Below are 22947 nucleotides of genomic sequence, written 5' to 3'. Positions count from 1 at the left end.
ACAGGAAGAATGTCGCGTTCATCGAAATCATCTTCCATGGAAGATAGATGCGCCGCAGCGGAATCTCCATAGGGCAAACCACTAGATTCGTACGGAACATTCGCCTCTTCGCCATTCACGGGTAACTGCGCGTAAGATGGCGGCCTCGAGGAAGTATGTTTCTATGGAAGATCAATACACAACCGATCCACTCGATGCCGCGCCCGGGAACAATGGCTCACGCAAGGGACGACCCGCGAGGCCCAGCATCAGTGAACTCGTCACCATGCAATGGCAGACCGAGCGGCAAGATCTGGATCTGCAGAACTTCCTTCTGGCGATCTACTTCATGCGCCTCGGCACCCTGGTCGACCGTGCCTACGACCGCCACTGCCAGAAGGAATACGGCATCAACGGCGGAGACATGCGCCTGATGTTGGCCCTTCGGCGCAGCGGCCCTCCCTACGTCAAGCGGCCGACAGATCTGTTTCGTGCGCTGCTGGTGACCTCGGGCGCAATCACGAAGAAAGTCGATCGACTCGTAGAGGCCGGCTACGTGGAGCGCCTTCACGACCCGAGTCACAGCGGAGGCTTCCTGGTCCACCTCACGAAGAAAGGCCTGCAGATCGTGGAATTGGCGGTTGAACACCTGGCCAACCACTCCGCACTGGCTCCGGCCATGTCCCAGCTATCTCCTGAAGAGCGCGAGCGCGGGACCCAGTTCGCATTGCGAGTCCTTTCCACGCTGGAAAGCTCGGAAATGGGACTCGAGGATGAGATTGACCCGCCCGAGGCCCGCATGCACAAGGGCCGCAAGCGCTAGGATTTCTTCGGCGCCCCGAAGACCTTCGGAAACGGCGTGAGATTGGTCGAGCCGCCATCGACCACGACGATCTGACCGGTCATGTGGGCGCTGAGATTCGACGCCAGGAAAAGAATCGGACCCGCAACCTCGGCCGGCATCGCCGCCCTGCCGATCGGAATCGATTCGCCCACCACACGCCATGCCTCGTCGCCGAGCATTTGGTCGAAGCGAGGCGTTCTCACGAATCCAGGCGACACAGCGTTCACGCGAACGCCCCTCGGCGCGTACTCGGCGCCAGCCCCGCGAACGAAGTGATGGAGTGCTGCCTTCGAACTGGTATACGCGGTTTCGCGGGGAATGATGCGGTCCCCGGCCACCGATCCCACGAAGGTAATCGTTCCGCCTCCGGCCTTCGCGATCAACTCACCACCGATCTGGACGGCGAGGAACGCATGGCGGACGACGACGTCGAACTGCCGATCCCACGCGGCATCGTCAAACTCCACCAGCGGCCGCAGATCGGCCATGCCGATGATGTCGACGACACCGTGGATGTCGCCGAAACTGTGGACTGCGGTGTCGAAAGCTCGCTGCATGGCGTCGCGCGACGTGACATCGCCTGCAAAGTGCACGCCATCCACCGCCTTGGCGATCCGCACGGCCAGGTCTTCTTCGCGATCGACACACAACACGCGGGCGCCTGCCTGCGCAAGAGCGTGGGTCGTGGCCTCGCCGATGCCCTGCCCGGCGCCGAGCACGACGAAATTCTTGCCGGCCAGCCGAAGCTGTTGGAGGTAGTCAGGGACGCTGTAGTCGGGCGTCTGTGCCGTCTGCATTCGAGTTCCTTTCAGTGGAGTGTCAGAGATCCAGCACGAGCCGCGGTGTGCGCGCACGCGAACAACAGGGCGTGAAGCAGTCGTTCTGCTCATGCTCGGCATCCGTCAGGTACAAGTCGCGGTGATCCGGCACGCCGGCGTGCACGCGCGTGACGCAAGTGCCGCAAACGCCCTGCTCGCAAGAGACGGTGATGGCGACGCCGGAATCCCTCAACGCGTCGGCGGCGCTCTTGTCGGCGTCGACCTTGATGACCTGGCCGCTGCGCTTCAATTCGATCTCGAAAGGTCCGTCGGCCGAATGGTCGATCGGCGCGGCTGCGAAGTACTCTCGATGCAGTTGCGGCTCCTTCCAGCCGAGCTCGCGGGCTGTCTGGAGCACATGGTCCATGAAACCAGCGGGACCGCACACGTAGAGATGCGTGTCGGAATGGGGCGGGCCGATCACGACAGCGGTGTCCAGCATCTGCGCCTTCGGCCCGTCGTCGACATGAATGTGCACGTCGTCGGCATAGGCGCTGGCTTGCAGTCGATCGACGAATGCCATGCGGCTGATCGTCCGCCCGCAGTAGTGCAGTTCGAAGGGGCGCCCTTCCTGCGTGAGTTGCTCCGCCATGCACAGGATCGGCGTAATGCCGATGCCGCCTGCCAGCAGGATGGATCGCCCTGCACGCTTGTCCAGCGCGAAGTGATTGCGGGGAACGCTGATCTCCATCTCGTCACCGACCTTCACGCCATCCACGAGTGCGGCGGAGCCTCCGCGAGATTGCGGTTCACGCAATACGCCGATGCGGTACCGCGCAGGTTCGCTCGGCAGGTCGTGCAAGGAGTACTGGCGCACAAGTCCTCCCGGCAGATGGACATCGATATGGGAACCGGCCTCGAACGGCGGCAGTGCGCTTCCGTCGGCTGCGGCCAGTTCGTACCCGGACGTCCCTTCAGCCAGCTCCGAACAGGCGCTGACCTTGACGCGCATAAGCACTTCCATCATTGAACTCCAACGGGTTGATGCGCGACGGCTCCGGCGCGGGGCGGCAAGGATCGCTGCGCTGTGAATAATATTTCTTCCATGGAAGTATTATTTGCCAAGATCTGTTGAATGCAGAGAAAATCCAATATTTCCTATGAACAATGAGGTCTTTCAGATGAATGGAAGCCTTCTCAACCATCGGATTTATCTTGTTATTATCTTCCATGGAAGTCCCGATGATTCATCGGAGCCCACCCACCATCGGGGACAGGACGCAGGCGCATGTCGCGGCAACAGCGGGCTGGGGCGTCGCTGCCCACTCGACTGAGGCGGTCGGCGGTTGGCCGATATGGCGACCTTGCGTCCCCGCGGTTTCGGCTACCGCGGGGCCGGCATACATAATCCCCGCGCTGCTCAACCTTCTTCTCCAACCATGGAAACACTCACCGGCGTGTTTGACGACTTGATGGCTCTGGTGGCCGTGGTTGACGCCGGTGGCTTCAGTGCCGCAAGTCGGCGTTTCGACATCCCCGTCTCGCGCCTCAGCCGTCGCGTCGCGGCCCTCGAACATCAATTGGGCGTGACCTTGATTTCGCGCAACGCGCGCAAATTCCAGGTTACAGAAGTGGGACAGCGCATCTACCAACACGGGATCTCGATGCGCGCGCAGGCCCAGAACGCGGTGACGATTGCCCGCGAAAGCCTCGACGAGCCCACAGGCCACCTGCGCGTGCAGTGCCCGATGGCACTCGGTGCAAGCCTCGTAGGGTCGTTGTCCATCGAGTTCGTTCGCAAGTACTCGCGCGCCTCGGTGACGCTGGTGACGACGGACGGGCGCACTTCCGCTTTCAGCGACCCTGTGGATCTGCTCATTCAGCCAAGCGCCAGGACGCTGCCCGATTCGAGCCTTGTCGCCCGCAAGCTGGTGGACAGCCACTACCTGCTCGTGGCATCGCCCGCGCTGTTCGACGCGCTGCCCGCGCCTTCCGTACCGCCGGACCTCGGTGCTTGCCCCGTGATTGGTTGGACGTTCATCACGCCATCGTCCCGCTGGCTCTTGGCGCATCCGGAACACGGGACGGCCGAAGTGGTCGTCGAACCACGTTTGACCACCGACAACCTGATGCTTGTGCGGGATGCGGCGCTGGCAGGTGTCGGCGTCGCGCAGTTGCCCGAAGTGCTGTGCGATGCGGACCTGCGGGCCGGGCGCCTGCAGGTGGTTCTCCCGGGATGGGCACCGCCGACCATCACGATTCATGCGCTGTTCCCATCCCGTCGCGTGCTGACGCCCGGCGGGCGTACCTTTCTCGAAATGTTGGCCCAGGCATTTCTCGTCCTGGGGCGAACGCCCGCCTGAATCATTCAACGCATTTTCAGAAAGCTGCGTTGCGCCGCGGCCGCTTTCGTCAGCAGTGGGTGACTCCTAGCATGCGCTGGCCTTGTCAAAGGTCCCAGCGTCCAACAGGAGCCATCGCCCATGAGTCAAGATTTCCACGCCTCCAGGCAGTCGACACCGAGTCGCCGCGGCTTCCTTTTCACCGCGGCCGCGGCAGCCGCAGCGCCTTTGCTTGGTTGCGGTGGTGGTGGCGGTGGCGGTGGTCCGGCTGTTGGAATCGTGCCTGCCCCGTCCGCGGACCTGATTGTCGAGACGACTTCGGGTCGGTTCAAAGGACAGGCCAGCGGCTCGGTCGTGAGCTATCTGGGGGTGCCGTATGCGCAACCACCAGTCGGCGCACTGCGATTCCGCGCTCCGCAGCCCTATCAAGGCCGCAGCGACGTGGTGAACGCCGATGCCTTCGGCGCAGCCAGCATTCAAACCATTCCGCCGAACACAAGCTGGATCTATCCCACGCCCACCGTGCAGAGCGAGGACTGCCTGACGCTCAATGTCTGGACGCCTGACCAGAAAGGCAAGGCACCTGTCATCGTGTTCCTGCATGGCGGCGGATTTCGTACCGGCGCCACGAGCATGCCGCTCATGAATGGCCAATCGCTCTCCGAACGCGGCGTGGTCGTGGTGACGGTGAACTACCGGCTCGGTGCACTCGGCCTGCTGTCGCATCCCGACCTGACCGACGCCGGCAACGGAAGCATGGCCAACTGGCAGCAGCAGGACATGGCGGCAGCGCTGCAGTGGGTGAAGCAGAACATCGCCGCGTTCGGCGGCGACCCCGCCAACGTCTGCCTCATGGGGCAATCGGGCGGCGCGATGAGCGCCGCCATCTTTGCGCAGAAGCCCGCGGTGCGTGCGACATTCCAGAAGGTCATCTTGCTGAGCCCGCCAACAGTGGCCCCACCGAGTGCCATGACGCTCACGGATGCCGCGGCTTATACCGCGCTGGTCGCCGGCCGGTTGGGCACAACGCCGCGCGGACTGCGGGATGTGGACGCCAAGGCGCTCCACGCCGCCGAACTCGCACTGAACGCATTGCCCTTGCCGGCGGGATTCACCTCCGGCTTCGGGTTCAAGCTCGCGCCCATGGTGGACGGCCAGATCTATCGCGCCGACTGGACCCGAAGTGCCTGGCCGGCGGATCTTCCCGTCATGATCACCTACACCCACGACGAGGGGGCCTTCTTCCAGGATCTCGTAGACCCCGCGACCCATGCACGCCTGACCCCGCCGCTGCCCACCAGCAGCGCGGCACTCACGGCCGCCATCATTCCCCAGGTAGGAGGTTCGGCGACAAGCGCAGCAGCGGTCATCGACGCCTACACACAAGCCGCACAGCGCGAGGGGCGTTCGACGGATCCGGGGGACTTGTGGATCGACATCTTCGGCGACCGCCTGCTGCGCAACTACGGAACGAGGTATGCGAAACAACTGTCCGGCACCGGGGTCAACGTTCGCTACGGCACCTACATGCACGCAGTGAAAGCGCCGGGACGCGGCGTACCGCACTGCGCCGACTTGCCTCTGGTATTCGGGACCTTTGGTCTGGACTACTACAAGGACAAGGTCGGCGCCGGCATGGCCGAGGCGCAGCTATCCAACAACCTCGGCAGCGCCATCGCCTCGTTTGCCAGGGATGCGTCCGACGTGCGTTTCGCATCGGGTCTTGCGTGGCCCCGCTTGAGCGCTGACATGAGCACGTCCGCACTGATAGGCGGCGGGGACAGTGGCGATGTTGTCGCGGGGCCCGTCCCGAAGCTGGCACAGATGGGCGTCTGGGACGGGCTATTGGGCTATTGAATCCGAGGCGCGATCACGATCAGACGTAGCTGCCCGCCGCGCTGAGCCAAGGCACCAGAATGGCTGAGCCCGAGCGACGACGAGCGGCAATGTCTTCGTGCGCACGCGCTGCCGCGGACAGCGGGTACCGCGTGATGCCGATCTGCCCGAAAGTACCGGCTCGAAGCGCGTCGAACACCGCCGTCGTCGCCTCGGTCAGCGCGTCGCCCTTCAGGTGCTGCGCCATGGGGCCGCCGAGCAACTTCACGCCCCGGGCTGCGAGCGACGTCGCATCGATGTCGGGCGAGCCTGAAGCCGCACCGATGTTGACGATCGTGCCCCCGTCGCGAACGGCCTCTGTCGATGCCGCGAAGGTCGCCTTGCCGACGAACTCGTAGACGACGTCGACGCCCTGCGGCGCGATCCTGCGAATCTGCGCCGAAAGGTCTTTGTCGCTCGAGACCAGTGCGTGGTCCACGTCGGCCCGCAGCGCATCGCGCTTGTCCGAGCCTGCGGTGCCGATGACCATGGCGCCTCGGGCTCTTGCCCATCGCGCGAGCAACACGCCGACGCTGCTGGACGCACCTTGCACCAGAATCGTCTCGCCGGCCTGAAGCCGATGGAATCCGTTCAAGGCGGCCCAGGCGGTCAGGCCCTTGGTCAGCACCGCGGCGGCCTGTTCGGTCGAGACGTCATCGGGCAGTCTCACGAGCGCATCGGCGTCGATCAACCGCTCGGCCGCGTAACTACCTGGCGCCAGGAAATAGGCCACACGGTCGCCCACTGCAAACTTCTCGACGCCAGGGCCGACCGCCCTGACGACACCGGCTCCTTCGACGCCCGGAACCGAAGGCAATGCAACCGGATAGATCCCCTGGCGAAAGATCGTATCGATGAAGTTGATGCCGATGGCATCGTGCTGCAGATGCACCTGGCCTGGGCCCGGCTTGCCGATCGACTGACTCTCCACATGGAGGACCTCGGGTCCGCCGTACGCGTGAAAACGAATGACTGTGCTCATTGGTAACTCTCCTGTTTGCTACTGGACGAGCAGCACAAGGCCGTGGGCGATGCCTATCGCCATGAACGGGACTACAAGCCTGCCCGCCGTGACGAGACCGTTTACTGAGTGACGAAAGCGCGAGCGGCTTTGGGAGTCTTGTGATCGAAGCTGTACGCACCTGCTCCGTATGCCACGACCTGGAGCAAGCCGCCTGCTATCGCCAGATTCTTGAGGAAATGGAACAGCTGGTTCTGATCGCCGAGCGCGTGATGGAAGATCAGCGCCGAGACAACAGAGAACACGGCGAGGCCGGCCGCGACAAGTCGCGTGCGGTAGCCCACCAGCAACAGGACGCCGCCGCCCAGTTCAATCGCGATCGCGGCGAGGTAGCTCAGCATCGGCGCCGGCGCGGAAGGCGCCTTCACGCCGGCCAGCATCATCGCGACCATGGATGCCTCGCCGCCGCATCGGCATGGACTCAACGTCGGCATTCAACAGACAATGCCTGCGCTCTTCGGCCTTGGCCTCGCGCCCATCGCCGTCACGCAGCTTCTGAAGGTGATGGACTGGCCCTGGATCTTTCTCCTGGTCGCGGTTCCGGGACTGATCGTCGCACTGCTGTCGCAAAAGGTGCTGCGCCAGCCGTCACCACGCCAGATCGCCGCGCACAGCATGACCCACGACGCGGGGCAGCACCGCTGGCATGAGGTCTTCAGGTACCGCAACGTTCCCCTGGCGGTTCTCTGCCAGTTGTTCTGGCTGACGTGCATCGTCGTCGTGGCCGCGCTCTTTCCCAGCTACCTGGTCGACTATCTTCATCTCGGCATGGACCAGATGGGGTTCGTCTTGTCTTCGCTCGGCTTTGGAGGCGCCATCGGCGCGCTGACTTTGCCGGCGTTGTCGGACCGCATCGGCAGAAAGCCCGTCATGCTGCTATCGGCAGTGGGCGCCTTCGCAGCGTTCTGGATCTTCCTGCGCACCGGACCGGAAACGACAACCTTGTTTTTCTGCCTGTTGACGGCAATGGGCTGCCTCTACAGCCTCTTGACGCTGACCGTCGGCCCCATCACTGCCGAAGCAGTTCCCGCGAAGCTCATGGCCACCGGTTCAGGAATGGTGATCGGCATCGGAGAGATCTTCGGTGGCGGACTTGCTCCCGCGTTGGCCGGCTACATCGCCAAGAACATCGGCATTCGGCACGCCGTGACCATGCCGCTCTGGGCCCTCACGATCGGCGTGGTCGTGATCCTGGCACTCAAGGAAACAGCGCCCGCGCGGCAGCGTTGAACGACGCTTGACGCATCGCCTGCCGCGCGCGGTAGAAGTCAATCAAATTAGCATTGACTTATTGATTAGCATCGGCTAATGTGAATCCCGTCATGCAAACCGCCCCCCTCGACACCGTCATGCGCACGCTCGCCGACCCCACGCGGCGCGCCGTCTTCGAGCGGATCGTGCATGCACACGAAATCAGCGTGGTCGAGTTGACCGAGGGCAGCGGGGTCTCGCAATCCGCCATCTCGCAGCACCTGGGCTCGCTCAAGCGTGCGGGCTTGGTCGTCGACCGCGCGCAGGGCCGCAACGTCTTCTACCGCGCCGACCCCAAGGGCCTGGCGCCGCTTGCCGATTGGATGGGCCACTACGGCGTGTTCTGGCGCAAGCGCTTTGCCAATCTCCGAACACTCTTGAAAGAAATCGACCCATGAACGACGCCGCCTTGAAATCCGCCACCCAAGACATCGTGGTGGACGAAGTCTTCCCTCATGCCCCCGAGACCATCTGGAAGACCCTCACCACCGGCGCGCTGATCGCGCGCTGGCTGATGGAGCCGCGCGGCTTCGCGGCCGTCCAGGGCACGCGCTTCACCTACCAGACCAAGCCGGCCGGCGCTTGGGACGGCACCATCCACTGCGAAGTGCTGGAGGTCGTGCCGAACGAGCGCTTCGTCTACGCCTGGAAGGGCGGCCATGAGAGCAACAACGGATACGGTTCGCAGCTGGACACCGTGGTCGCGTTCACGCTGACCAAGGTTCCGGAAGGCACACGACTGAAGCTCGTGCATTCAGGCTTCGTGACGCCGATCAACGACACCGCCTTCCAGAACATGAACGACGGTTGGCGCAAGATCATTCCCAACTTGGGCAACTTCGCCAACGGGCCGCACTGACGAGCGACAGCGAACACCAACCCAAGACAGGAGAGAGAACATGAGCGATGCCTACACCGGCGGATGCGCCTGCGGCGCCATCCGCTACGAGATCCCCGGCGAACCGGTTTTCATGAACCACTGCCAATGCCGCGACTGCCAGCACAAGAGCGGCACCGGCCACGGCTCCTACCTGACCTTCGTCGCCGACGGCGTGAAGCTCACCGGCGAAGCAACTCACTGGGATATGGTCGCCGACAGCGGCAATGTGAAGACCCGCGGCTTCTGCCCGCGGTGTGGTTCACCGGTCTACCTGCGCTTTTCGGCCATGCCGCAGATCTTCACCGTCCACGCGGCAAGCCTGGACGATCCGAGCCGCTACAAGCCGCAGGCGGTGACCTATCGCATGCGCGCCCTCGCGTGGGACCACCTCGACCCCGAACTGCCGGCGTTCGACAAGATGCCGCCGGCATGAGCGGAGAGCTTAGGGCCTGTTCACACTACTTCCGACGACGATTGCGTCGTAGTTCTCGAGCTCGGCGATGGTGGCCACAGGAGCCGCTTGGTCGAGCTTGAAGTGGCTGCCTTGGCGATCTCCGTCGGAACCGTCTCGGGTACGCGCTTGATGTCGACCTGTGCTCCGGCGCTTCGCGCGCCCTCAGCGACAGCTTCGGCCAACTTCTCGATGTGGCCATAGGACGAGTAGTACAGGACAAGGACTTTGCTCATGATGATTTCCCAAGTTTCAGAATGCGCCCCGATTCAGCGGCCGCGGGCTGACGTCATTGCCGAGGACCCGGCGAGTGCCGGTGGGTCTGCGTGAGGCGATGGCATGTCTGAAGGTTATGAGGTCGCCATCTCTCGCGGAAGCCTGTTTGTTTCGATGGCATCTATCGTCAGAGCCGATGGTTGGGCGGCGCTCGACCGATGAAGCTCCCTCCTTGCCTGTCAGCGCCGATTGAACTTTGACCCACCGGGGGTGCGGCAGAAATCTAGAATGGCGCAATCTGCGTGGAAGGTCATGGAGCAGCATAGCGATCCACAGGAGGCGCGCGTCGCATCCGCGCCAATGGCAAACAGACGGCACCGCGTCGTCGGTTTGATCGACTATGTTTGGGGCGCCATCCTGCTGATCCCAGCCCTGACGATCTTTTCATCCACGCACGTCTGGGACCTCGGGGCCGCCTACCTCTTTGCCGCAACCGCCGTGTTCTTTGGCTTGCTTCGGGCAATCCTGGGGCTTCGAGTATTCCTGGTGCTCACCTACGTCCCGGCGCTGTTCGGCGTCTTGGCCGTGGGAGCCAATCTTCTACGCGATGTCAATCTTCTCGAGGCGGCCTTGATCCGGCCGGACCCCCACGAAGCGTGGCCAATGATTCAGCCTCATGCCCAGTGGATAGCCCTGACCGCGGTCCTGCTCGCCGCGCCGATCTGGGTGTTGTTTCGCACTCCGTCAACCCGGACGGCGCGCGGGAAGTGGCCTTCGGCCACCCTTGCGACACTCACTGTCGCCGCAGTCACATGCGGCGCCGTCTTTCATGACACTGCGCTGCGCGCGTGGCCGCTGAATGTGATTTCCGTGGCCGTGGCTTCTGCGATCGGCCGTGACGACTTCATCTCGACGGCGTTGCCTTATGCGCCCATCAATCCTCGGTCGGCGTCCGCGAGTTGGGGCGCCTCGCGGTTGCCGGGCCTTCACCCAAAGAACGAAACATACATCCTCATCATCGGGGAAACAGTGCGTGCCGACCGGCTCGGCGCATGCGGTGGCCAAAAGCAGGTCGGCATCAGCCATCAAGACGCGATCATCTATTGCGATGTGACGTCCGGATCCAGCAGCACGCATACGTCGGTCCCCCTGCTCGTCTCGCGCGAAATGCCTGGCGGTGCATTTCGGGTGAGCAAGGACGCAACATTCCTGAAGGCTTTCGAGGAAGCTGGATTTCACACCTATTGGCTTGCCGTCCAGGAAAGAGGCATTGCGTGGCCTGACGCCAACACCGACATGTTCGTCACAACAAAGAGGACCGATCGAGAAAGTCTTCTGCCATCGCTCAGATGGGTGCTCGCGCAGAACGCGCCCAAGAAATTGATCGTGCTGCATGCCTACGGCGCACACTTTTCGTACTGCGATCGCTATGACCCTGCAATAGCCGCTTTCCAAGCCGACTGCTCGAAGCTTTCTGAACTCCCGGATGATTCCACGCTGCCGGATTTCATCCGCGCCTACGACAACGCCGTAGCCGAATCCCTCCGATTCGTCGATGCTGTGATCTCGGAGGCGGCGCAGGCGGGCGGCTCGTCCTTCGTGATGTACACGGCTGACCATGGCGAGAACCTGCTTGACGACGGACGAAAGCTCTTTCAGCACGCGCTGAAGGATCCGACGCGCTGGGACACGAGAGTCCCGGCCGTCATGTGGGCGAGCGATGATTGGCGCGCCAGCAACTCCGCGCGATGGGAGCGGCTCCGCGCCAATCACGAAGCGAAGGCGATGCATGCCGACCTTGTGCCGACCCTGCTCAGTTCAGCGGCCATCAGGTATGTCGACGAGCGGCAAGTGGCTATCGATCTCGGAGCGATGTCACCGGCTGCTGATAGAACCCGGTGGGTCATGCGACGTCTCGGCGAGAAGGTGGATGGCGATCAACTGCGCCAAGTACAACCCGGACGGCAATAGGCGCGGGAGCCACGAAGGCAGCATCGCGGGCCAAACGTATATGGCGTTCTCGTGTTTCGTCCATGCACACGGCGCCGGTACATTCCATGGTCCGGAACCGAATGCCAACCCCAACGATGAACTGTTCGATCTGCGCACGCCCCTTGAACCAGGAAGACGATCCCATGTCGGTCGCCCCTGGCGCCAAGGCCGTGGAACGAGAGTTTCACCACCACAAGCACTTCCTGGAGCACTGCGAAATTGCGGCGTTGCTCGTGAATCGAGCGGATCGCAAGCACCCGTCAGTCGAGCACCACATCCGGGAGGCTGTGCGCGAAGCCTCGAATCATGTCGCCTTCGGGCCAGGCAGCGCGAAGCACTCAGCGCAGTACATGAGCGTGGACGCTCAGGCACAGATGGAAGCCGGCGATACGACGGGGCTCATCGCGGAGCACGTTGTTCCGGTCAGCCGACTGAACGAACTGGTCTTCAAGGAGCACGAGGAGCACCCAGCGACCGAGGAGTCGATCGCCGGGATTCTGCGCGCGCATACCGTGCGCGCGGTGATCACCAGCGCCGAGGATCAGCGCCTCCGTGCGCTGAAGCTGCACAAGGTGATGCCAGAAGGATCGGGTGACCTGATGTCACGCTACTCGGCGGCGCGGATCGATTTGGTTCCGAACCGGTATGCGGAGCTGGTCAAGCGCAAGGCGATTCGGTGCGGAGCTTGAGCAGGCGCGGCGTGACCGCGCGCCAGATCCTGACCATGAGACGTGAAACTTTCCGGGTCAATCGGAATTCGCAAGTAGCGCTCGCAAGTGCGTATCGACCTGCGCCAAAAAGTCCGGGTCTGTTCCAAAAAGAGCCAGATGGCCGTCGATGCTCGCGATGGGACGGAACTCGCTCCCGGGGATCAGTTCCTGTTCGGCCTGGCAGTCCGCGAGCGGGAAGAACATGTCGTGGCTGATCGGCATGACGATCCTGCCGGGCTCGGCGCGTGAGATCGCCGCCGAGCCGACCCTGACGGCCCGCCCCATCGACGATGCCAGCTTCGCACGGCCAATTGCGCTGATCAAGAAGAAGGGGCGAACACTGCCGCCGGCATCGCTGGCATTTTTGGAGACCTGCAAGCAAGCGCTGAGAGCCTAGGCATGCTCGAAATTTCGTCGACCGGTCTAACGGGATCGCAAGGAGGCTAGGCGCGCGCGGCCCGGCGTGGACGGGATACCCGCGCAGAATCGACAATGGATTTCCTTCACACCAACGGCCTTTGCTTTGAAAGGGGGACCCATGAACGAGGAAGAACTCAGAACGATCCTTCAGAAATTGGAGGCCCAGCAGATTGCGATCGGGCTTGTCGTGGCGCACCTGCTGGACGTTTCTCCGGAACAGGTGCGTCAGGACTTGAGAAACCTGGCGCCGAAGCTTCCAGACTTGCTGATTCATCACCGCCTGACCGACAAGCAGTTGCAGGACATCCAAGTGCACGTTCTCTCATTTCTGAGGGAAGGTGGCGGATCTGAAGGCTAAACGGCGGGCGGCGTTGTGACGTGAGTGCCTGCTCGACGAGGTCACGCTGTTCCTGCACAAGGTGGAGGCCTATCTTTCGACCGAGCGACGGAGCATGCCGAAGACGGCATGACCCTGAGCGGGATCTTTGATGAATGGGGACGAAGCACTCAGGCGCTCATGCCACCATCGACCATCAGCAGACTGCCTGCGAGACAAGTTTGTGGGTTCACGGTGCATCGCTGCGCCCGCACATTGCCTCAGGCAGGGGTGAACTCGGCAAGACCGTAGTCCAGCACCGTGGCATTGCGCAAACGTCGAAGATGAACGCGCTCACGTCCTGCCCGGGAGTCGATCTCCAAGATCGATCCATCAGCGAGATACCTCACGACCGTCCTCAGCGAAGCAGCTTCCATCCGCCATCCACGACGAACTCGCCCCCGGTGATGTAGCCCGCCTCGTCGGACGCCAGGAATGCAATCAGATTCGCGACGTCCTGGGGCGTGCCAGTGGCGCCGAGCGGAATGCGTTGGGCAGAGGCTTGCGCCTCGCCGCTGCCAGTGCCCCCGGCGCGTTGCGCGCGCTGGGTAACGATGCTGTCCAGCATCGCCGTATCGGTCCGCCCAGGATGAACGGAGTTGCAGCGAATGCGCTTTCCGCCCTGGCTGCCGAACAACGCGACCGACTTGGTCAGCTGCGTGACGCCGCCCTTGCTCGCGCCGTACGCAACGCTTTGCGTGGTGGGATAGTAGGACCCAACCGACGACACGTTGACGATCGCGCCCTTGCCCAGCCTGGCCATGGCGGTCATCGCTTCTCGGCAGCCGAGGAAGGTGCCGTCGAGGTTGACCGCCATCACCCTGCGCCATTCGGCAAGCGTGGTGCGCTCGAGCGTTCCGGACACCACGTCGCCGACGATGCCCGCCGCGTTCACGAGCAAGTCCAGCTTTCCATACCGCTCGACAATGTGCGCCACGACGGAAACCCAGCTCTGCTCCGAAGTGACATCAAGCGGAAGGAATGCAAGGTGCGGGTCCTCCGCAGCGAAATTCTCAGGCTCCCGCAAGTCGCCGACGATGACCGTAGCGCCGCGCTGCGCCAGAAGACGAGCCGTCGCGGCGCCGATGCCACCCGCGCCGCCCGTGATCAATGCTACGAACCCCTCAAACTGTCCCATGCCAATCTCCTGGACTCATTCGAACTTCATGGCGGCATCGACGGCAATCTTGCGCCAGGCCTGGATGTCCTTGGCGTTGTCCGCATTGCGTTGCTCACCGGGAATGAACTCGGCCGTGATGCCCCAATCGAGCAGCTTCGTCGCAACCGCCGGATCGCTGATGGTGTCCTTGACCGCCTTGGCAAGCTTGTCCAGAACCGGCTTGGGCATCTTCGGCGGCGCGAACATGGCCCATCCGGTCCATTGGTCGAAGTCGACGCCTTGAGCCTTGTAGGTGCCGACGTCCGGGAAGCCGGCGGTGGGCCGGGTACACAGCGCCACGGGGTGAACCTTGCCGCTACGGACGGCGGCGGTGCCGGTCGCCATGTCGAGCCAGGCGGCCTTGATCTCGCCACCGAGCATTGCCGTCATGACCGGCGCCGACCCCTTGTAGGGCACATGGCTGAGCTTGACGCCGGTCTTCTGGCTCAGAACCTCTGCACAGAAGTGACCCGTCGAGCCCAGTCCCCAGCTTCCGTACTGCACGGGATCCGGGCTCTTGCGTGCGTAGTCCAGGAACTCCTTCAGATTCTTGATCGGCAGATCGTTGCTCACCAGGAGAACGATGGGCGACGTCCCGATCCCGGCGATGGTGGTCAGGTCCTTCACCGGGTCGTAGGGCAGCTTCGGATACACGGTCGGGGCCAGCGTCGTCGACGTCATCGTGCCCAGGCCGATCGTGTAGCCGTCGGGCTGGGCCTTGGACAACTGGGAGATGGCGATAGTCCCCGAGGCGCCGGCGTTGTTCTCGATGATCACCGGTTGACCAAGGCGCTTGGACAGACCGTCTCCAATCAACCGCCCGACCATGTCGCCGCCGCCGCCCGGTGAGGAAGGCAGGATGAACTTGATGGGTTTGTTGGGGTAGTCGGCGCCTGGCTGTGCATAGCCGGCGGCGCCTGCCATCAACAACGCAGCGACGAGTCCGAGCTTGGCGAATGCATTCATGTCATGTCTCCTTGATCCGTGGGTGAATTTGCGTGGAGCCATCTATGGCTGCGTGACCACGATCTTTCCGAAGTGGCCATTGGCCTTCATGAGGTCGAAGGCTTCCTTGACGCGCTCGATCGGCAGCGTCGCGTCGATCGGAACGCCTAGGCGCCCTGCTTCCAGCGCCGGCCAGAGATCGGCCTGCACCTGCTGCTGGATCACGTGGACTTCATCGGCCGTCCTCGTGCGGAAGGTGGTCCCCAGGTACTGGATTCGCCGCATCGAATGCAAGTCGAAGTCGAAAGGACCGGACTCGCCCGCCATCCGTCCCACATTGACGATGCGCCCCCCCACCTTCACGGCCCGCATGCTGTCGTTGATCAGCGGACCGGCAAGGAAGTCGATCAGCAGATCGACACCGCGGCCCTCCGTATGCTGGACCACCTGATCGGCCCAATCGGCATCGTTGCTGTCGATGGCGAAGTCTGCGCCGAACTCGCCGAGCTTCGCTCGCCGATTGGCCTTGGTGGATGTGCCGATCACCAGGCCCGCGCCCAGCAGCTTCGCCACCTGGAGGCTCATGAGGCCGACCCCCGACGAGGCGCCCAGGACCAGAACCGATTCCCCCTTCTGGAGCCTGCCCGTCGTGGCGATGGACACATGCGTCGTGCGCAGCGATACGGGCAAGCACGCAGCAGCGTCGTAGCCGAGATCGCGTTGCGGGAAGGCAAAGGTGCGCCGCCAGTCCGCGACGGCATATTCGGAGAGCCCTCCGATGCCGGAGCACATGACCCGATCGCCCACCTTGAAGGCGGTGACATCGGCACCGGTCGCGACCACGTCGCCGGACCACTCCAGGCCCAGCGGGGTCCCTGTCCCGCCGTGGCCGCCGTGCGCTTTCCCTTCCGCCAGGAACAGGTCGGCGCGATTGAGTGAACTCGCCCGTACCTTGATGAGCAACTCGTTGGCGCCAGGCCGGGGAACGGGCAATTCCTGAAGAGCAATGCCTTGCGGCGTCAGCGCCGCACCCTTCATGCGCTCTGGAATCACCGGCGTCCGACTCGCGACTACTGAAGACATTGCGCTCATTTCGGCGCACCAATACGCCGGATGGGGTCCTTGCCGTCCCAGTTCTCGGCGGCGCGCTTCACCTCGGCAAAGTACTCGGCCTTCCCGCCGCTGGAGTCGGAGATCTCGAACATGCCGCTGGGCAGGTCGGGATGAATGAAGTAGGCGTACGGTCCCCGGTTGGCCCCCATGCGCCCGCTGTGGCCTTCCACATAGCCCTGTTCCAGCAGGTGCTTGCAGATCTCGTCGAAACGGTCAGGGGTCCAGTAAGCGACGTGCTGGGCCCCCTCCCCGTTCTTCTTCAGCGAGTCGAGGTACAGCGAGGGCGCGTCGTCATGCTGCTCGATGAGCTCGATCTGCAGGTCTCCCGAATTGGCCAACGCGATGGACAGCTTCGGGATTCTCGAATCCTTGCCGTAGTAGCGGAACTCGGTCGACCCGACATCCTCCTTGTAGAACCACGGGCCGACGCCCAGCTTGACCCAGTGGTCCATCGCCTTCTCGATGTCCTTGACCACATACCCGATCTGGCGAACGCCGCCAAAAATGGAACTCATGATGAAATCCTTTCAACCAGTTGTTTGAAATATGGATGTGCGAAGTCGGCTTCTCCGCAAGGCTCGTCGCACCTCTTCAGCCGGACCGATCCGCCTTCTGGGTCGCCTTTCGCGCGCCTGCGCCGGCCGCCTTGCCCTTGAGCACTTGTGCAGATGCGCACGACTCGCGCAGAACCATCTGGGTCGTCAGCAAGACACGCTCGGGTTCCGCTTTCACATCGCGGTCGAGTCGCTTGAGAATCAACTGAGCCAGCGCAGTCCCTACCGCTTCGAAGTCCCAGGTCAGCGAAGTGATCGCGGGACTGAACAACTGCGATAGATCCGTGTCGCCGATGCTGAGGACGCTGACATCGTCCGGCACCGAACGACCCGAGTGGCGCAGCGCCTGCAAGACGCCCGAGAGAATGCGCGTTCCCAGGCACATGAAGGCGGTGGGCGCCTGCGGGGCTGACAGCAATCCGAGCGCTTCGCTGAAGGCGTAGTCCATCGCGGACCGCTCCGCGCGAATCAACTTGGGATTGGGCGTCAGGCCACGCTCGCGGAAGGCGTCCTCGAAGCCGGCGATGCGATCGCGCCCCGGGCGCAGAACGCTGCCGGGCGTCAGGAGCGCGATCTCCGTATGACCAAGGTTCAGCAGGTACCTCGTGGCCTGGAGAGCGCCGTGATAGTGGTCCACATGCACACCGGTGCCGGAGGCGGAGAAGTCGCGATCCAACGCCACCACAGGCAGGTCTGCATCCAGGCGCTCCAGGAATTCCGGCGCCTCGCCTTCGCACGGGCCGAGGATGAGGCCGTCGACCCGGCGGCCGCGAAAGGTCTCAACCAACGCCTTCTCGCGCTTGCGATCGTTGTGTGTGTTGGCCAGCAGGAGCGTGTAGCCCGCGGCCTGCATGGACGCTTCCACCGAGGTAATGATCCGCGCGTACAGAGGGTTGGCGAAGTCAGAGACCAGGAGACCGATCACGCCGGTGGAGCGGGTGCGCATGCTCTGCGCCACGGCATCGGGTTCGTAGCCGAGTTGCCGCGCGGCCTTCGTCACGGCCGCGATGGCGTCTTCGCTCACTCTGCCGGCACGGTTGAGGGCGCGAGACGCCGTGCCGAGAGAAACGCCCGCGGCTTTTGCGACATCACGGATGGTTGCGCGCGCCTTCATGCCTTGGTCCCCTCGTGTGCGGTATCCATGAGGGCTTGGACATGGGAGGGCGGACTCGCAAAGGGGCTTGTGGTTTTCGACATGGGTTGGATCCTAGGTTTTTTGTGGAAACGTTTCTACTTAGGGGAAGCACCTAGTTGGGATCTCGACGGGCTTGCCGATGTGGAGTGCCCCAGCGATGAAGTCATCTCAAGCAGTAAGGACTGCAGCCGACGGCCCAAGGACCTAGGGAAGACCCGCATATGAAGCAAGGCAGAACAATCCAGAATTGCGGAAACGTTTCCACCACCTACGAGTATCCACATGACTGAAGACCAACTGAGGCAGGCCCGACTGCAGACCGTTCGCGACCACATGGCATTGGAGTGCGAGCAGGACTGGGATGGCGTCATCGACACCTTCGAGCATCCCCGCTACGAGATGTACGGGAACGGCCAGGTTCACGATGGCGAAGAGGAAGTCCGCAAGTACTTCAACACCTCGCGCACGGCATTTCCCGACCAGAAGAATGAAATCATCTCGCTGGCGGCTGATGACGCGGCCCACTCCGTGCTCGTGGAGTTCTATCTGACCGGCACCCACCTGGGCGAATTCAAGCTGAAGGGCAAGACCTACCCCGCGTCGGGACGGTCGTTCAAGGTCCGCATGGCGGCGTCCTTCCAGTTCCGACCCGGCTCTTCCAAGATCATCTGCGAGCGCCCCTACACGTCGCCTGATCTGAAGCTCCAGCAGTTGGGCCTGGACTAAGACCGGAAGGAGCACGACATGCCCTCCCCCAGTTCCATCACCCGGCAAGACGAGTTGCTTACCGTGAACATCCATGACATGACATACGTGCCTGGCGCAGCGCCAGGTTCGGAAGTCATCCCCCTCTTCCTGGACCGCGAGAACGGCATCTGGGTGCTGTATGGCAAGTTTGCGCCCGGCACCCGGCTGCCGACGCACTTCCACACGGGCACGGTTCACTTTTTCACGACGAAGGGACAGTGGGCCTACCTGGAGCACCCGGACAACCCCCAAACCGAGGGCAGCTATCTCTACGAGCCCGCCGGGTCCATCCACACATTCTCCGTTCCTGAGGATGCGGCAGGACCCGCCGAGGGCTTCATGGTCGTGCAGGGAGCGAATGTCAACTTCGAAGATGACCAATTCCTGGATGTTCGCGACGCAGGGGCCATCGAGGATGGGATCCTGGGCTACCTGCGCGACCGGAACCTGCCGATCCCGGCATACATCGCGCCGAAGGCATCCGGCTTCAAGCATCGCGCGACCAGCTAGACGGTTGGCGATATGCGAAGCGAACTTCACCAAGGCGAACTGGGCAAGACAGGCGTTCGCGTGACGCGCATGGCGCTGGGCTGCTACTCCATGAGCAATGCCTATGGCAAGCGTTCGGACACCGAATCCGTTCAAGTGATCCAGCGCGCGGTTGATCAGGGGATCGACGTCATCGACACCGCCGACTTCTACGGCTGGGGACACAACGAGGAACTGGTGGCCTCGGCCCTGCGCGGACGCCGCAGCGAAGTTCTGCTTTCGTCCAAGTTCGGCTACGTCCCGGTGGAAGGCGCCACTTTCGGCGTGTGCGGTGAGCCATCCTATGTACGCAAGGCGTGCGAAGCATCCTTGAAGCGCCTGAACACAGACTACCTGGACCTGTACTTCCAGCATCGTCTTGATCCCAACGTGCCGGTGGAAGACACGGTCGGCGCGATGGCCGACCTCGTCAAGGAAGGGAAGGTCCGCTACCTGGGGCTGTGCGAAGTATCCGAGACCACGCTGCGCCGTGCGTGCACGGTCTTCCCCGTCACCGCGGTCCAGGCCGAATACTCGCTGTGGACCCGGGACCTGGAGGAGCACATGCTTGACGTCTACGACGAACTCGGCGTGACGCTCATGGCCTTCTCGCCGCTCGCGCGCGGCATGCTCTCGGGCAAGGTCCGCAGCCTCGATCAGCTGGAGCCGAACGATGTGCGTCGGAAGTACCCACGGTTTTCGCCAGAGAACTTCCCCAAGAATGTGGCCCTGGTCGACCGTCTGGGTGACGTCGCGCAAGGACTGCGCTGCAGTCTGTCCCAACTGGCCCTTGCCTGGCTCTTCAACCGCAACCCCCGAATGATGGCGATCTGCGGCTGCGACACGCTGGACTTTCTCGAGGAAAACCTGGACGCGCTACGCATTCCTCTGGACAAGGAGACCATCCGGCAGATCGACAATATGTTCGCTCCCGGGCAGATCAGCGGTGATCGCTACCACGCTTCGATGATGAAGATGCTCGACCGCGCGTAACGCCCGTCTGAGTGAGCTCAACCGACATCAACTCCGGCATCCCGCGCCAACTCGACAAGCATCTGCGCGCTCCCGACCCTCCCTGGACTTCAACATCAGGTGCTTGCTACGCGGGCATAGCGAGAAATCCACTTCAATGCAACCGCCTCTGCGAGGCGCTCGGCGATGGCCTCAGCGACGCCGAGCTCGTCGGTCAAGCGCTTGACGCGATTGCGGGCGAAGAAATGGACGGTGCCCCCGATGTTGTCGGAGCCCAAGGCAGCAAGCACATCTTTGGCGCGGGCCAGCTCGGCACGAATGACGTTGATGGGGCGAAGATCGTGTTCCATGTCGTTCTCCTTGTGTCTGGCACTGAGTTGCAGCAACCTCTGAATGGGTTCAGCTTGATTGGCAAAACAGCGCCCGAGCCACGCTGGCAGCAACGCAACGGTCTGCCTGACGTCTAATAGAGCGAGCCTGGAGGCGGCGCTGGCAGCAGGCCCGCGAGTTCACGGCTATCGAACATTTGAAAGGGCAACTCATGCGATCGTCCCTTGCATCCGCCTGTACTCTGCCGATCGCGGTTCTCGTCGCGACCGCCTGTGCGAGCAAGTTCTCTCCCCCTGCCCCGCCTGAAGTTCCGGCCAACCTTCGTCCGCCCGCGGGGCAGGTCATGTTTCTCGAGGCGCTCGCCTCCGGGGTCCAGATCTACGAGTGCGCGCCCAAGGCAGATCAACCTTCCGCCTACGAGTGGGCGTTCCGCGCGCCTGAGGCATCGCTCGCCGATCGGCAAGGTCGCCCACTCGGCAAACACTACGCCGGTCCGACATGGGAATCGACCGACGGCAATACGGTGGTCGGCGAGGTCAAGGCTCGCGATCCGGGCCCGGATCCGACCGCCATCCCATGGCTGCTTCTCAATGCCAAGGCATCCGCCGGCGCCGGCGTGTTCGGCCCGACGAAGAGCATCCAGCGCATCAAGACAATGGGTGGGCTTGCCCCCACCCAGCCTTGCAGCGCCGCCAACGCCACGCAGTCGGCACGCGTGCCGTACACGGCAAGTTACTACTTCTATCGCGCCGCGCCGTAGACCGCCCGGGAGTCGACTTTCACGAGATTCGCTATGAATCGGACAGAAACGCTATATTTCTTCACCGCCACCCGCACCCTCCGCCCGCATGGACAACGACGAGGTCAACCAGTTGCTGGTACGCATCGGCCGCGAAGACCAGGCAGCGTTTCGTCAGCTGTACAAGGCGTTCAGCCGCAAGGTGTACGCGTATGTGTTCAACATGCTGAGCGACCATGCGCGAGCCGAGGAAGTCCTGGCGGACTCGTTTTACGAAGTTTGGCGCCATCCCGAGCGCTTTCGCGGCGATTCGCAGTTTTCCACGTGGCTCATCGGAATTGCGCGCAGAAAGGCGCTGATGGTCTACCGTGCGCGGCGGCCTGACGAGGTGCATGGAGATCTCGAAGACATCGCCGAGACCACCGCATCCGACACGCCCGACGCCTACGCGGAGTTGGCTGGAAAGCAACGGCGTGAAGGCGTGCAACATTGCATGGGCAAGCTGTCGGACGAGCATCGAGAATGTCTGCACCTGGTGTTTTACGAGGGCATGAGCCTGGCTGAGGTGGCAGAGGTACAGAACTGTCCCGAGGGCACCGTCAAGACGCGCCTGTTCCACGCCCGCCAGAAGATCAAGAATTGCCTGCAGGCGCTGCTGCGCAGCGAGGGTGGTGCCCCTGATGCCAGAGGCGCTCTCGCATCCTGAAGCTTGTGGCGTGCCTGGCCATCGCGCGAAAATATATTTGAACCGTTCGCCGAGCTCGCGCAACCCAGAGCCGACACGGGTTTGTCCCGTGCAGGTAGATCGGGGTCTCGGTGCGGTCGGTCGCACGAGCTGATAGGGTGTGCGCACGCCGCATTCGGGACAGCGATCGGGGTCAGTCACAGGTTCGCGAGAGGCGAAGAATTCTGGTGGTCATCATGGTCGAAATCTTTTCATCGCTGCTGCGCCGCAATAGTGCGACCGTTGCCGCCGGAGCACGGTCATCATGAACGAACGCTTCGAAGAACTGCTCCCCTGGTACGCCAACGGCTCGCTGGGAGCCGAAGACCGCGCCTGGGTCGACGCATACATGGAACAGCATCCCGAGGCCCGCAGCGAGTTGGACTGGTATCGCTCGCTGCAGGCACGCGTGCAGGAAAACGTGCCGGCCGTGCCGACAACGATCGGCCTGGCCCGCACCATGCGCCTGATCCAGGGCGACCGTCCGACCCTGGCCGAGCGCATCAGCGCCTTTTTCGGCAACCTTGGCATGCGCCCGAGCTATGCGCTGGGCGCGCTGGCGGTCATGGCGGTTCAAGGTGGCTTGATCGTGGCCCTGCTCGGCGACGCCCGCGACAGCGCCGACGAAATCCGCGCGCTGCACTCGGTTCGCGTGGAAGAGGGCCCGATGCTGAAGGTCAGCTTCGCGCCGGACGCCAAGGAAACCGATATCCGCATGCTCATGATCCAGATTCATGGCGAACTGGCCGGCGGCCCTGGCCAGCTCGGCGATTACTACCTGCGTGTGCCGGCCGGCAGCGAAGCGGCGGCGCTCGCCCGGGTGCAGGCCGCCCCGATCGTTCAGGCCGCGGTGCTCGCGCCCGGCGTGCCGCCCCGGGAGTAGCCG

29 protein-coding genes and 1 pseudogene are annotated in these 22947 nt (G+C 63.1%); 17 read left to right on the top strand and 13 right to left on the bottom strand.

What is annotated here, in order from left to right; all coding sequences use genetic code 11:
- Positions 1-265: 265 nt before the first annotated feature.
- Positions 266-802 (top strand): MarR family winged helix-turn-helix transcriptional regulator, encoded by a 537-nt coding sequence (locus AC1DHL_RS02080; protein ID WP_478160232.1) that lies wholly within the window; start codon positions 266-268, stop codon positions 800-802.
- Here AC1DHL_RS02080 and AC1DHL_RS02075 read toward each other — a convergent pair.
- The 3 genes from AC1DHL_RS02075 to AC1DHL_RS02065 are packed head-to-tail and all read right to left on the bottom strand — an operon-like array spanning position 799 to position 2813.
- Positions 799-1620 (bottom strand): SDR family NAD(P)-dependent oxidoreductase, encoded by an 822-nt coding sequence (locus AC1DHL_RS02075; protein ID WP_478160230.1) that lies wholly within the window; start codon positions 1618-1620, stop codon positions 799-801. The two genes, AC1DHL_RS02080 and AC1DHL_RS02075, sit on opposite strands and share 4 nt — an antisense overlap.
- Positions 1621-1642: 22 nt before the next feature.
- Complete coding sequence (locus AC1DHL_RS02070) at positions 1643-2605, bottom strand: PDR/VanB family oxidoreductase (protein WP_478160397.1); 963 nt, start codon at positions 2603-2605, stop codon at positions 1643-1645.
- A complete protein-coding gene (locus tag AC1DHL_RS02065; RefSeq protein WP_478160228.1) occupies positions 2556-2813 on the bottom strand; it encodes a hypothetical protein in 258 nt (85 codons plus the stop codon). Before AC1DHL_RS02065 ends, AC1DHL_RS02070 begins: the two co-directional genes overlap by 50 nt.
- A 207-nt stretch (positions 2814-3020) precedes the next feature.
- Here AC1DHL_RS02065 and AC1DHL_RS02060 point away from each other — a divergent pair, with 207 nt between their 5' ends.
- A complete protein-coding gene (locus AC1DHL_RS02060; protein ID WP_478160226.1) occupies positions 3021-3944 on the top strand; it encodes a LysR substrate-binding domain-containing protein in 924 nt (307 codons plus the stop codon).
- A gap of 120 nt (positions 3945-4064) precedes the next feature.
- Complete coding sequence (locus AC1DHL_RS02055) at positions 4065-5780, top strand: carboxylesterase/lipase family protein (RefSeq protein WP_478160224.1); 1716 nt, start codon at positions 4065-4067, stop codon at positions 5778-5780.
- 19 nt (positions 5781-5799) lie between these two features.
- Here AC1DHL_RS02055 and AC1DHL_RS02050 read toward each other — a convergent pair whose 3' ends face one another.
- Positions 5800-6780 (bottom strand): quinone oxidoreductase family protein, encoded by a 981-nt coding sequence (locus AC1DHL_RS02050; RefSeq protein WP_478160222.1) that lies wholly within the window; start codon positions 6778-6780, stop codon positions 5800-5802.
- Positions 6781-6881: 101 nt separating this feature from the next.
- Entirely contained in the window at positions 6882-7211 is a 330-nt protein-coding gene (locus tag AC1DHL_RS02045; protein WP_478102314.1) for a DoxX family protein, read from the bottom strand.
- On the opposite strand from AC1DHL_RS02045, the gene AC1DHL_RS02040 reads away from it, so the two are divergent.
- From AC1DHL_RS02040 to AC1DHL_RS02025, 4 genes are all read left to right on the top strand, one after another.
- On the top strand, positions 7210-8049 hold the full coding sequence (locus tag AC1DHL_RS02040; RefSeq protein WP_478160220.1) for an MFS transporter: 840 nt from the start codon (positions 7210-7212) through the stop codon (positions 8047-8049). The genes AC1DHL_RS02045 and AC1DHL_RS02040 overlap by 2 nt on opposite strands.
- Positions 8050-8141: 92 nt before the next feature.
- Positions 8142-8468, top strand: coding sequence for an ArsR/SmtB family transcription factor (locus AC1DHL_RS02035; RefSeq protein WP_478160218.1), 327 nt, complete (start codon positions 8142-8144; stop codon positions 8466-8468).
- Positions 8465-8929, top strand: a complete 465-nt coding sequence (locus AC1DHL_RS02030) for an SRPBCC family protein (protein ID WP_478160216.1) — start codon at positions 8465-8467, stop codon at positions 8927-8929. The genes AC1DHL_RS02035 and AC1DHL_RS02030 overlap by 4 nt, the downstream gene beginning before the upstream one ends.
- Positions 8930-8969: 40 nt before the next feature.
- On the top strand, positions 8970-9383 hold the full coding sequence (locus tag AC1DHL_RS02025; protein ID WP_478160214.1) for a GFA family protein: 414 nt from the start codon (positions 8970-8972) through the stop codon (positions 9381-9383).
- Positions 9384-9410: 27 nt separating this feature from the next.
- On the opposite strand, the pseudogene AC1DHL_RS02020 reads toward AC1DHL_RS02025, so the two are convergent.
- Positions 9411-9637, bottom strand: a pseudogene (locus tag AC1DHL_RS02020) (flavodoxin domain-containing protein); the annotation flags it as partial.
- A gap of 268 nt (positions 9638-9905) precedes the next feature.
- Between AC1DHL_RS02020 and AC1DHL_RS02015 the strand changes: the two are divergent.
- Positions 9906-11588, top strand: coding sequence for a sulfatase-like hydrolase/transferase (locus tag AC1DHL_RS02015; protein WP_478160212.1), 1683 nt, complete (start codon positions 9906-9908; stop codon positions 11586-11588).
- 164 nt (positions 11589-11752) lie between these two features.
- Entirely contained in the window at positions 11753-12298 is a 546-nt protein-coding gene (locus AC1DHL_RS02010) for a hypothetical protein (RefSeq protein WP_478160210.1), read from the top strand.
- A gap of 57 nt (positions 12299-12355) precedes the next feature.
- Here the strand turns inward: AC1DHL_RS02010 and AC1DHL_RS02005 are convergent, their stop codons facing one another.
- The gene (locus AC1DHL_RS02005; RefSeq protein ID WP_478102342.1) at positions 12356-12523 is read right to left on the bottom strand and encodes a hypothetical protein; all 168 of its coding nucleotides are present in this window, start codon (positions 12521-12523) and stop codon (positions 12356-12358) included.
- On the opposite strand from AC1DHL_RS02005, the gene AC1DHL_RS02000 reads away from it, so the two are divergent.
- Positions 12522-12716 carry a LysR substrate-binding domain-containing protein gene (locus AC1DHL_RS02000; protein ID WP_478160208.1) on the top strand — a complete coding sequence of 65 codons (195 nt, stop codon included), beginning with the start codon at positions 12522-12524 and terminating at the stop codon, positions 12714-12716. The two genes, AC1DHL_RS02005 and AC1DHL_RS02000, sit on opposite strands and share 2 nt — an antisense overlap.
- Before the next feature lie 141 nt (positions 12717-12857).
- Positions 12858-13097, top strand: coding sequence for a hypothetical protein (locus AC1DHL_RS01995; protein ID WP_478102346.1), 240 nt, complete (start codon positions 12858-12860; stop codon positions 13095-13097).
- 376 nt (positions 13098-13473) lie between these two features.
- On the opposite strand, the gene AC1DHL_RS01990 is transcribed toward AC1DHL_RS01995, so the two are convergent.
- The 5 genes from AC1DHL_RS01990 to AC1DHL_RS01970 form a co-directional block, all read right to left on the bottom strand.
- Entirely contained in the window at positions 13474-14253 is a 780-nt protein-coding gene (locus AC1DHL_RS01990) for an SDR family NAD(P)-dependent oxidoreductase (protein ID WP_478160206.1), read from the bottom strand.
- Positions 14254-14268: 15 nt separating this feature from the next.
- Positions 14269-15240 (bottom strand): Bug family tripartite tricarboxylate transporter substrate binding protein, encoded by a 972-nt coding sequence (locus tag AC1DHL_RS01985; RefSeq protein ID WP_478102350.1) that lies wholly within the window; start codon positions 15238-15240, stop codon positions 14269-14271.
- 42 nt (positions 15241-15282) lie between these two features.
- Positions 15283-16302 (bottom strand): quinone oxidoreductase family protein, encoded by a 1020-nt coding sequence (locus AC1DHL_RS01980; RefSeq protein ID WP_478160204.1) that lies wholly within the window; start codon positions 16300-16302, stop codon positions 15283-15285.
- Positions 16303-16307: 5 nt separating this feature from the next.
- Positions 16308-16847: a VOC family protein gene (locus AC1DHL_RS01975; protein WP_478160202.1), complete on the bottom strand. Its 540-nt coding sequence runs from the start codon at positions 16845-16847 to the stop codon at positions 16308-16310.
- Between the two features lie 76 nt (positions 16848-16923).
- Positions 16924-18000 (bottom strand): LacI family DNA-binding transcriptional regulator, encoded by a 1077-nt coding sequence (locus AC1DHL_RS01970; protein ID WP_478102356.1) that lies wholly within the window; start codon positions 17998-18000, stop codon positions 16924-16926.
- Positions 18001-18303: 303 nt separating this feature from the next.
- On the opposite strand from AC1DHL_RS01970, the gene AC1DHL_RS01965 reads away from it, so the two are divergent.
- Genes AC1DHL_RS01965 through AC1DHL_RS01955 form a run of 3 tightly spaced genes read left to right on the top strand, consistent with a single transcriptional unit; the run spans position 18304 to position 20289 of the window.
- Positions 18304-18747 carry an ester cyclase gene (locus tag AC1DHL_RS01965; protein ID WP_478102357.1) on the top strand — a complete coding sequence of 148 codons (444 nt, stop codon included), beginning with the start codon at positions 18304-18306 and terminating at the stop codon, positions 18745-18747.
- Positions 18748-18765: 18 nt separating this feature from the next.
- On the top strand, positions 18766-19278 hold the full coding sequence (locus tag AC1DHL_RS01960) for a 2,4'-dihydroxyacetophenone dioxygenase family protein (RefSeq protein WP_478160200.1): 513 nt from the start codon (positions 18766-18768) through the stop codon (positions 19276-19278).
- A gap of 12 nt (positions 19279-19290) precedes the next feature.
- Entirely contained in the window at positions 19291-20289 is a 999-nt protein-coding gene (locus AC1DHL_RS01955; RefSeq protein WP_478102361.1) for an aldo/keto reductase, read from the top strand.
- Positions 20290-20384: 95 nt separating this feature from the next.
- Here AC1DHL_RS01955 and AC1DHL_RS01950 read toward each other — a convergent pair whose 3' ends face one another.
- A complete protein-coding gene (locus AC1DHL_RS01950; RefSeq protein WP_478160198.1) occupies positions 20385-20618 on the bottom strand; it encodes a hypothetical protein in 234 nt (77 codons plus the stop codon).
- Between the two features lie 191 nt (positions 20619-20809).
- Here AC1DHL_RS01950 and AC1DHL_RS01945 point away from each other — a divergent pair, with 191 nt between their 5' ends.
- From AC1DHL_RS01945 to AC1DHL_RS01935, 3 genes are all read left to right on the top strand, one after another.
- Positions 20810-21358 carry a DUF3455 domain-containing protein gene (locus AC1DHL_RS01945; RefSeq protein WP_478160196.1) on the top strand — a complete coding sequence of 183 codons (549 nt, stop codon included), beginning with the start codon at positions 20810-20812 and terminating at the stop codon, positions 21356-21358.
- A gap of 88 nt (positions 21359-21446) precedes the next feature.
- On the top strand, positions 21447-22043 hold the full coding sequence (locus AC1DHL_RS01940) for an RNA polymerase sigma factor (protein ID WP_478160194.1): 597 nt from the start codon (positions 21447-21449) through the stop codon (positions 22041-22043).
- A 283-nt stretch (positions 22044-22326) separates the two neighbouring features.
- On the top strand, positions 22327-22944 hold the full coding sequence (locus tag AC1DHL_RS01935) for an anti-sigma factor (protein ID WP_478160192.1): 618 nt from the start codon (positions 22327-22329) through the stop codon (positions 22942-22944).
- Positions 22945-22947 lie beyond the last annotated feature (3 nt).

The sequence above is a fragment of the Variovorax sp. 10L426 genome (genome assembly GCF_056395305.1).
The sequence above is the reverse complement of the archived record's forward strand: the minus strand, read 5'-3'. Positions and strand labels throughout refer to the sequence as shown.

What these genes read in the sequence shown, in the direction of transcription:
- AC1DHL_RS02050 (WP_478160222.1), bottom strand. Translation starts at nt 6,780, where the DNA reads ATGAGCACAGTCATTCGTTTTCACGCGTACGGCGGACCCGAGGTCCTC.
- AC1DHL_RS01975 (WP_478160202.1), bottom strand. Translation starts at nt 16,847, where the DNA reads ATGAGTTCCATTTTTGGCGGCGTTCGCCAGATCGGGTATGTGGTCAAG.
- AC1DHL_RS01965 (WP_478102357.1), top strand. Translation starts at nt 18,304, where the DNA reads ATGACTGAAGACCAACTGAGGCAGGCCCGACTGCAGACCGTTCGCGAC.
- AC1DHL_RS02045 (WP_478102314.1), bottom strand. Translation starts at nt 7,211, where the DNA reads ATGGTCGCGATGATGCTGGCCGGCGTGAAGGCGCCTTCCGCGCCGGCG.
- AC1DHL_RS01980 (WP_478160204.1), bottom strand. Translation starts at nt 16,302, where the DNA reads ATGTCTTCAGTAGTCGCGAGTCGGACGCCGGTGATTCCAGAGCGCATG.
- AC1DHL_RS02010 (WP_478160210.1), top strand. Translation starts at nt 11,753, where the DNA reads ATGTCGGTCGCCCCTGGCGCCAAGGCCGTGGAACGAGAGTTTCACCAC.
- AC1DHL_RS01960 (WP_478160200.1), top strand. Translation starts at nt 18,766, where the DNA reads ATGCCCTCCCCCAGTTCCATCACCCGGCAAGACGAGTTGCTTACCGTG.
- AC1DHL_RS01970 (WP_478102356.1), bottom strand. Translation starts at nt 18,000, where the DNA reads ATGAAGGCGCGCGCAACCATCCGTGATGTCGCAAAAGCCGCGGGCGTT.
- AC1DHL_RS02070 (WP_478160397.1), bottom strand. Translation starts at nt 2,605, where the DNA reads ATGGAAGTGCTTATGCGCGTCAAGGTCAGCGCCTGTTCGGAGCTGGCT.
- AC1DHL_RS02065 (WP_478160228.1), bottom strand. Translation starts at nt 2,813, where the DNA reads ATGGAAGATAATAACAAGATAAATCCGATGGTTGAGAAGGCTTCCATT.
- AC1DHL_RS02030 (WP_478160216.1), top strand. Translation starts at nt 8,465, where the DNA reads ATGAACGACGCCGCCTTGAAATCCGCCACCCAAGACATCGTGGTGGAC.
- AC1DHL_RS01935 (WP_478160192.1), top strand. Translation starts at nt 22,327, where the DNA reads ATGAACGAACGCTTCGAAGAACTGCTCCCCTGGTACGCCAACGGCTCG.
- AC1DHL_RS01990 (WP_478160206.1), bottom strand. Translation starts at nt 14,253, where the DNA reads ATGGGACAGTTTGAGGGGTTCGTAGCATTGATCACGGGCGGCGCGGGT.
- AC1DHL_RS01950 (WP_478160198.1), bottom strand. Translation starts at nt 20,618, where the DNA reads ATGGAACACGATCTTCGCCCCATCAACGTCATTCGTGCCGAGCTGGCC.
- AC1DHL_RS02035 (WP_478160218.1), top strand. Translation starts at nt 8,142, where the DNA reads ATGCAAACCGCCCCCCTCGACACCGTCATGCGCACGCTCGCCGACCCC.
- AC1DHL_RS01955 (WP_478102361.1), top strand. Translation starts at nt 19,291, where the DNA reads ATGCGAAGCGAACTTCACCAAGGCGAACTGGGCAAGACAGGCGTTCGC.
- AC1DHL_RS01995 (WP_478102346.1), top strand. Translation starts at nt 12,858, where the DNA reads ATGAACGAGGAAGAACTCAGAACGATCCTTCAGAAATTGGAGGCCCAG.
- AC1DHL_RS01985 (WP_478102350.1), bottom strand. Translation starts at nt 15,240, where the DNA reads ATGAATGCATTCGCCAAGCTCGGACTCGTCGCTGCGTTGTTGATGGCA.
- AC1DHL_RS02055 (WP_478160224.1), top strand. Translation starts at nt 4,065, where the DNA reads ATGAGTCAAGATTTCCACGCCTCCAGGCAGTCGACACCGAGTCGCCGC.
- AC1DHL_RS02080 (WP_478160232.1), top strand. Translation starts at nt 266, where the DNA reads ATGCAATGGCAGACCGAGCGGCAAGATCTGGATCTGCAGAACTTCCTT.
- AC1DHL_RS02075 (WP_478160230.1), bottom strand. Translation starts at nt 1,620, where the DNA reads ATGCAGACGGCACAGACGCCCGACTACAGCGTCCCTGACTACCTCCAA.
- AC1DHL_RS02005 (WP_478102342.1), bottom strand. Translation starts at nt 12,523, where the DNA reads ATGTTCTTCCCGCTCGCGGACTGCCAGGCCGAACAGGAACTGATCCCC.
- AC1DHL_RS01945 (WP_478160196.1), top strand. Translation starts at nt 20,810, where the DNA reads ATGCGATCGTCCCTTGCATCCGCCTGTACTCTGCCGATCGCGGTTCTC.
- AC1DHL_RS02025 (WP_478160214.1), top strand. Translation starts at nt 8,970, where the DNA reads ATGAGCGATGCCTACACCGGCGGATGCGCCTGCGGCGCCATCCGCTAC.
- AC1DHL_RS02000 (WP_478160208.1), top strand. Translation starts at nt 12,522, where the DNA reads ATGTCGTGGCTGATCGGCATGACGATCCTGCCGGGCTCGGCGCGTGAG.
- AC1DHL_RS02040 (WP_478160220.1), top strand. Translation starts at nt 7,210, where the DNA reads ATGGATGCCTCGCCGCCGCATCGGCATGGACTCAACGTCGGCATTCAA.
- AC1DHL_RS01940 (WP_478160194.1), top strand. Translation starts at nt 21,447, where the DNA reads ATGGACAACGACGAGGTCAACCAGTTGCTGGTACGCATCGGCCGCGAA.
- AC1DHL_RS02060 (WP_478160226.1), top strand. Translation starts at nt 3,021, where the DNA reads ATGGAAACACTCACCGGCGTGTTTGACGACTTGATGGCTCTGGTGGCC.
- AC1DHL_RS02015 (WP_478160212.1), top strand. Translation starts at nt 9,906, where the DNA reads ATGGCGCAATCTGCGTGGAAGGTCATGGAGCAGCATAGCGATCCACAG.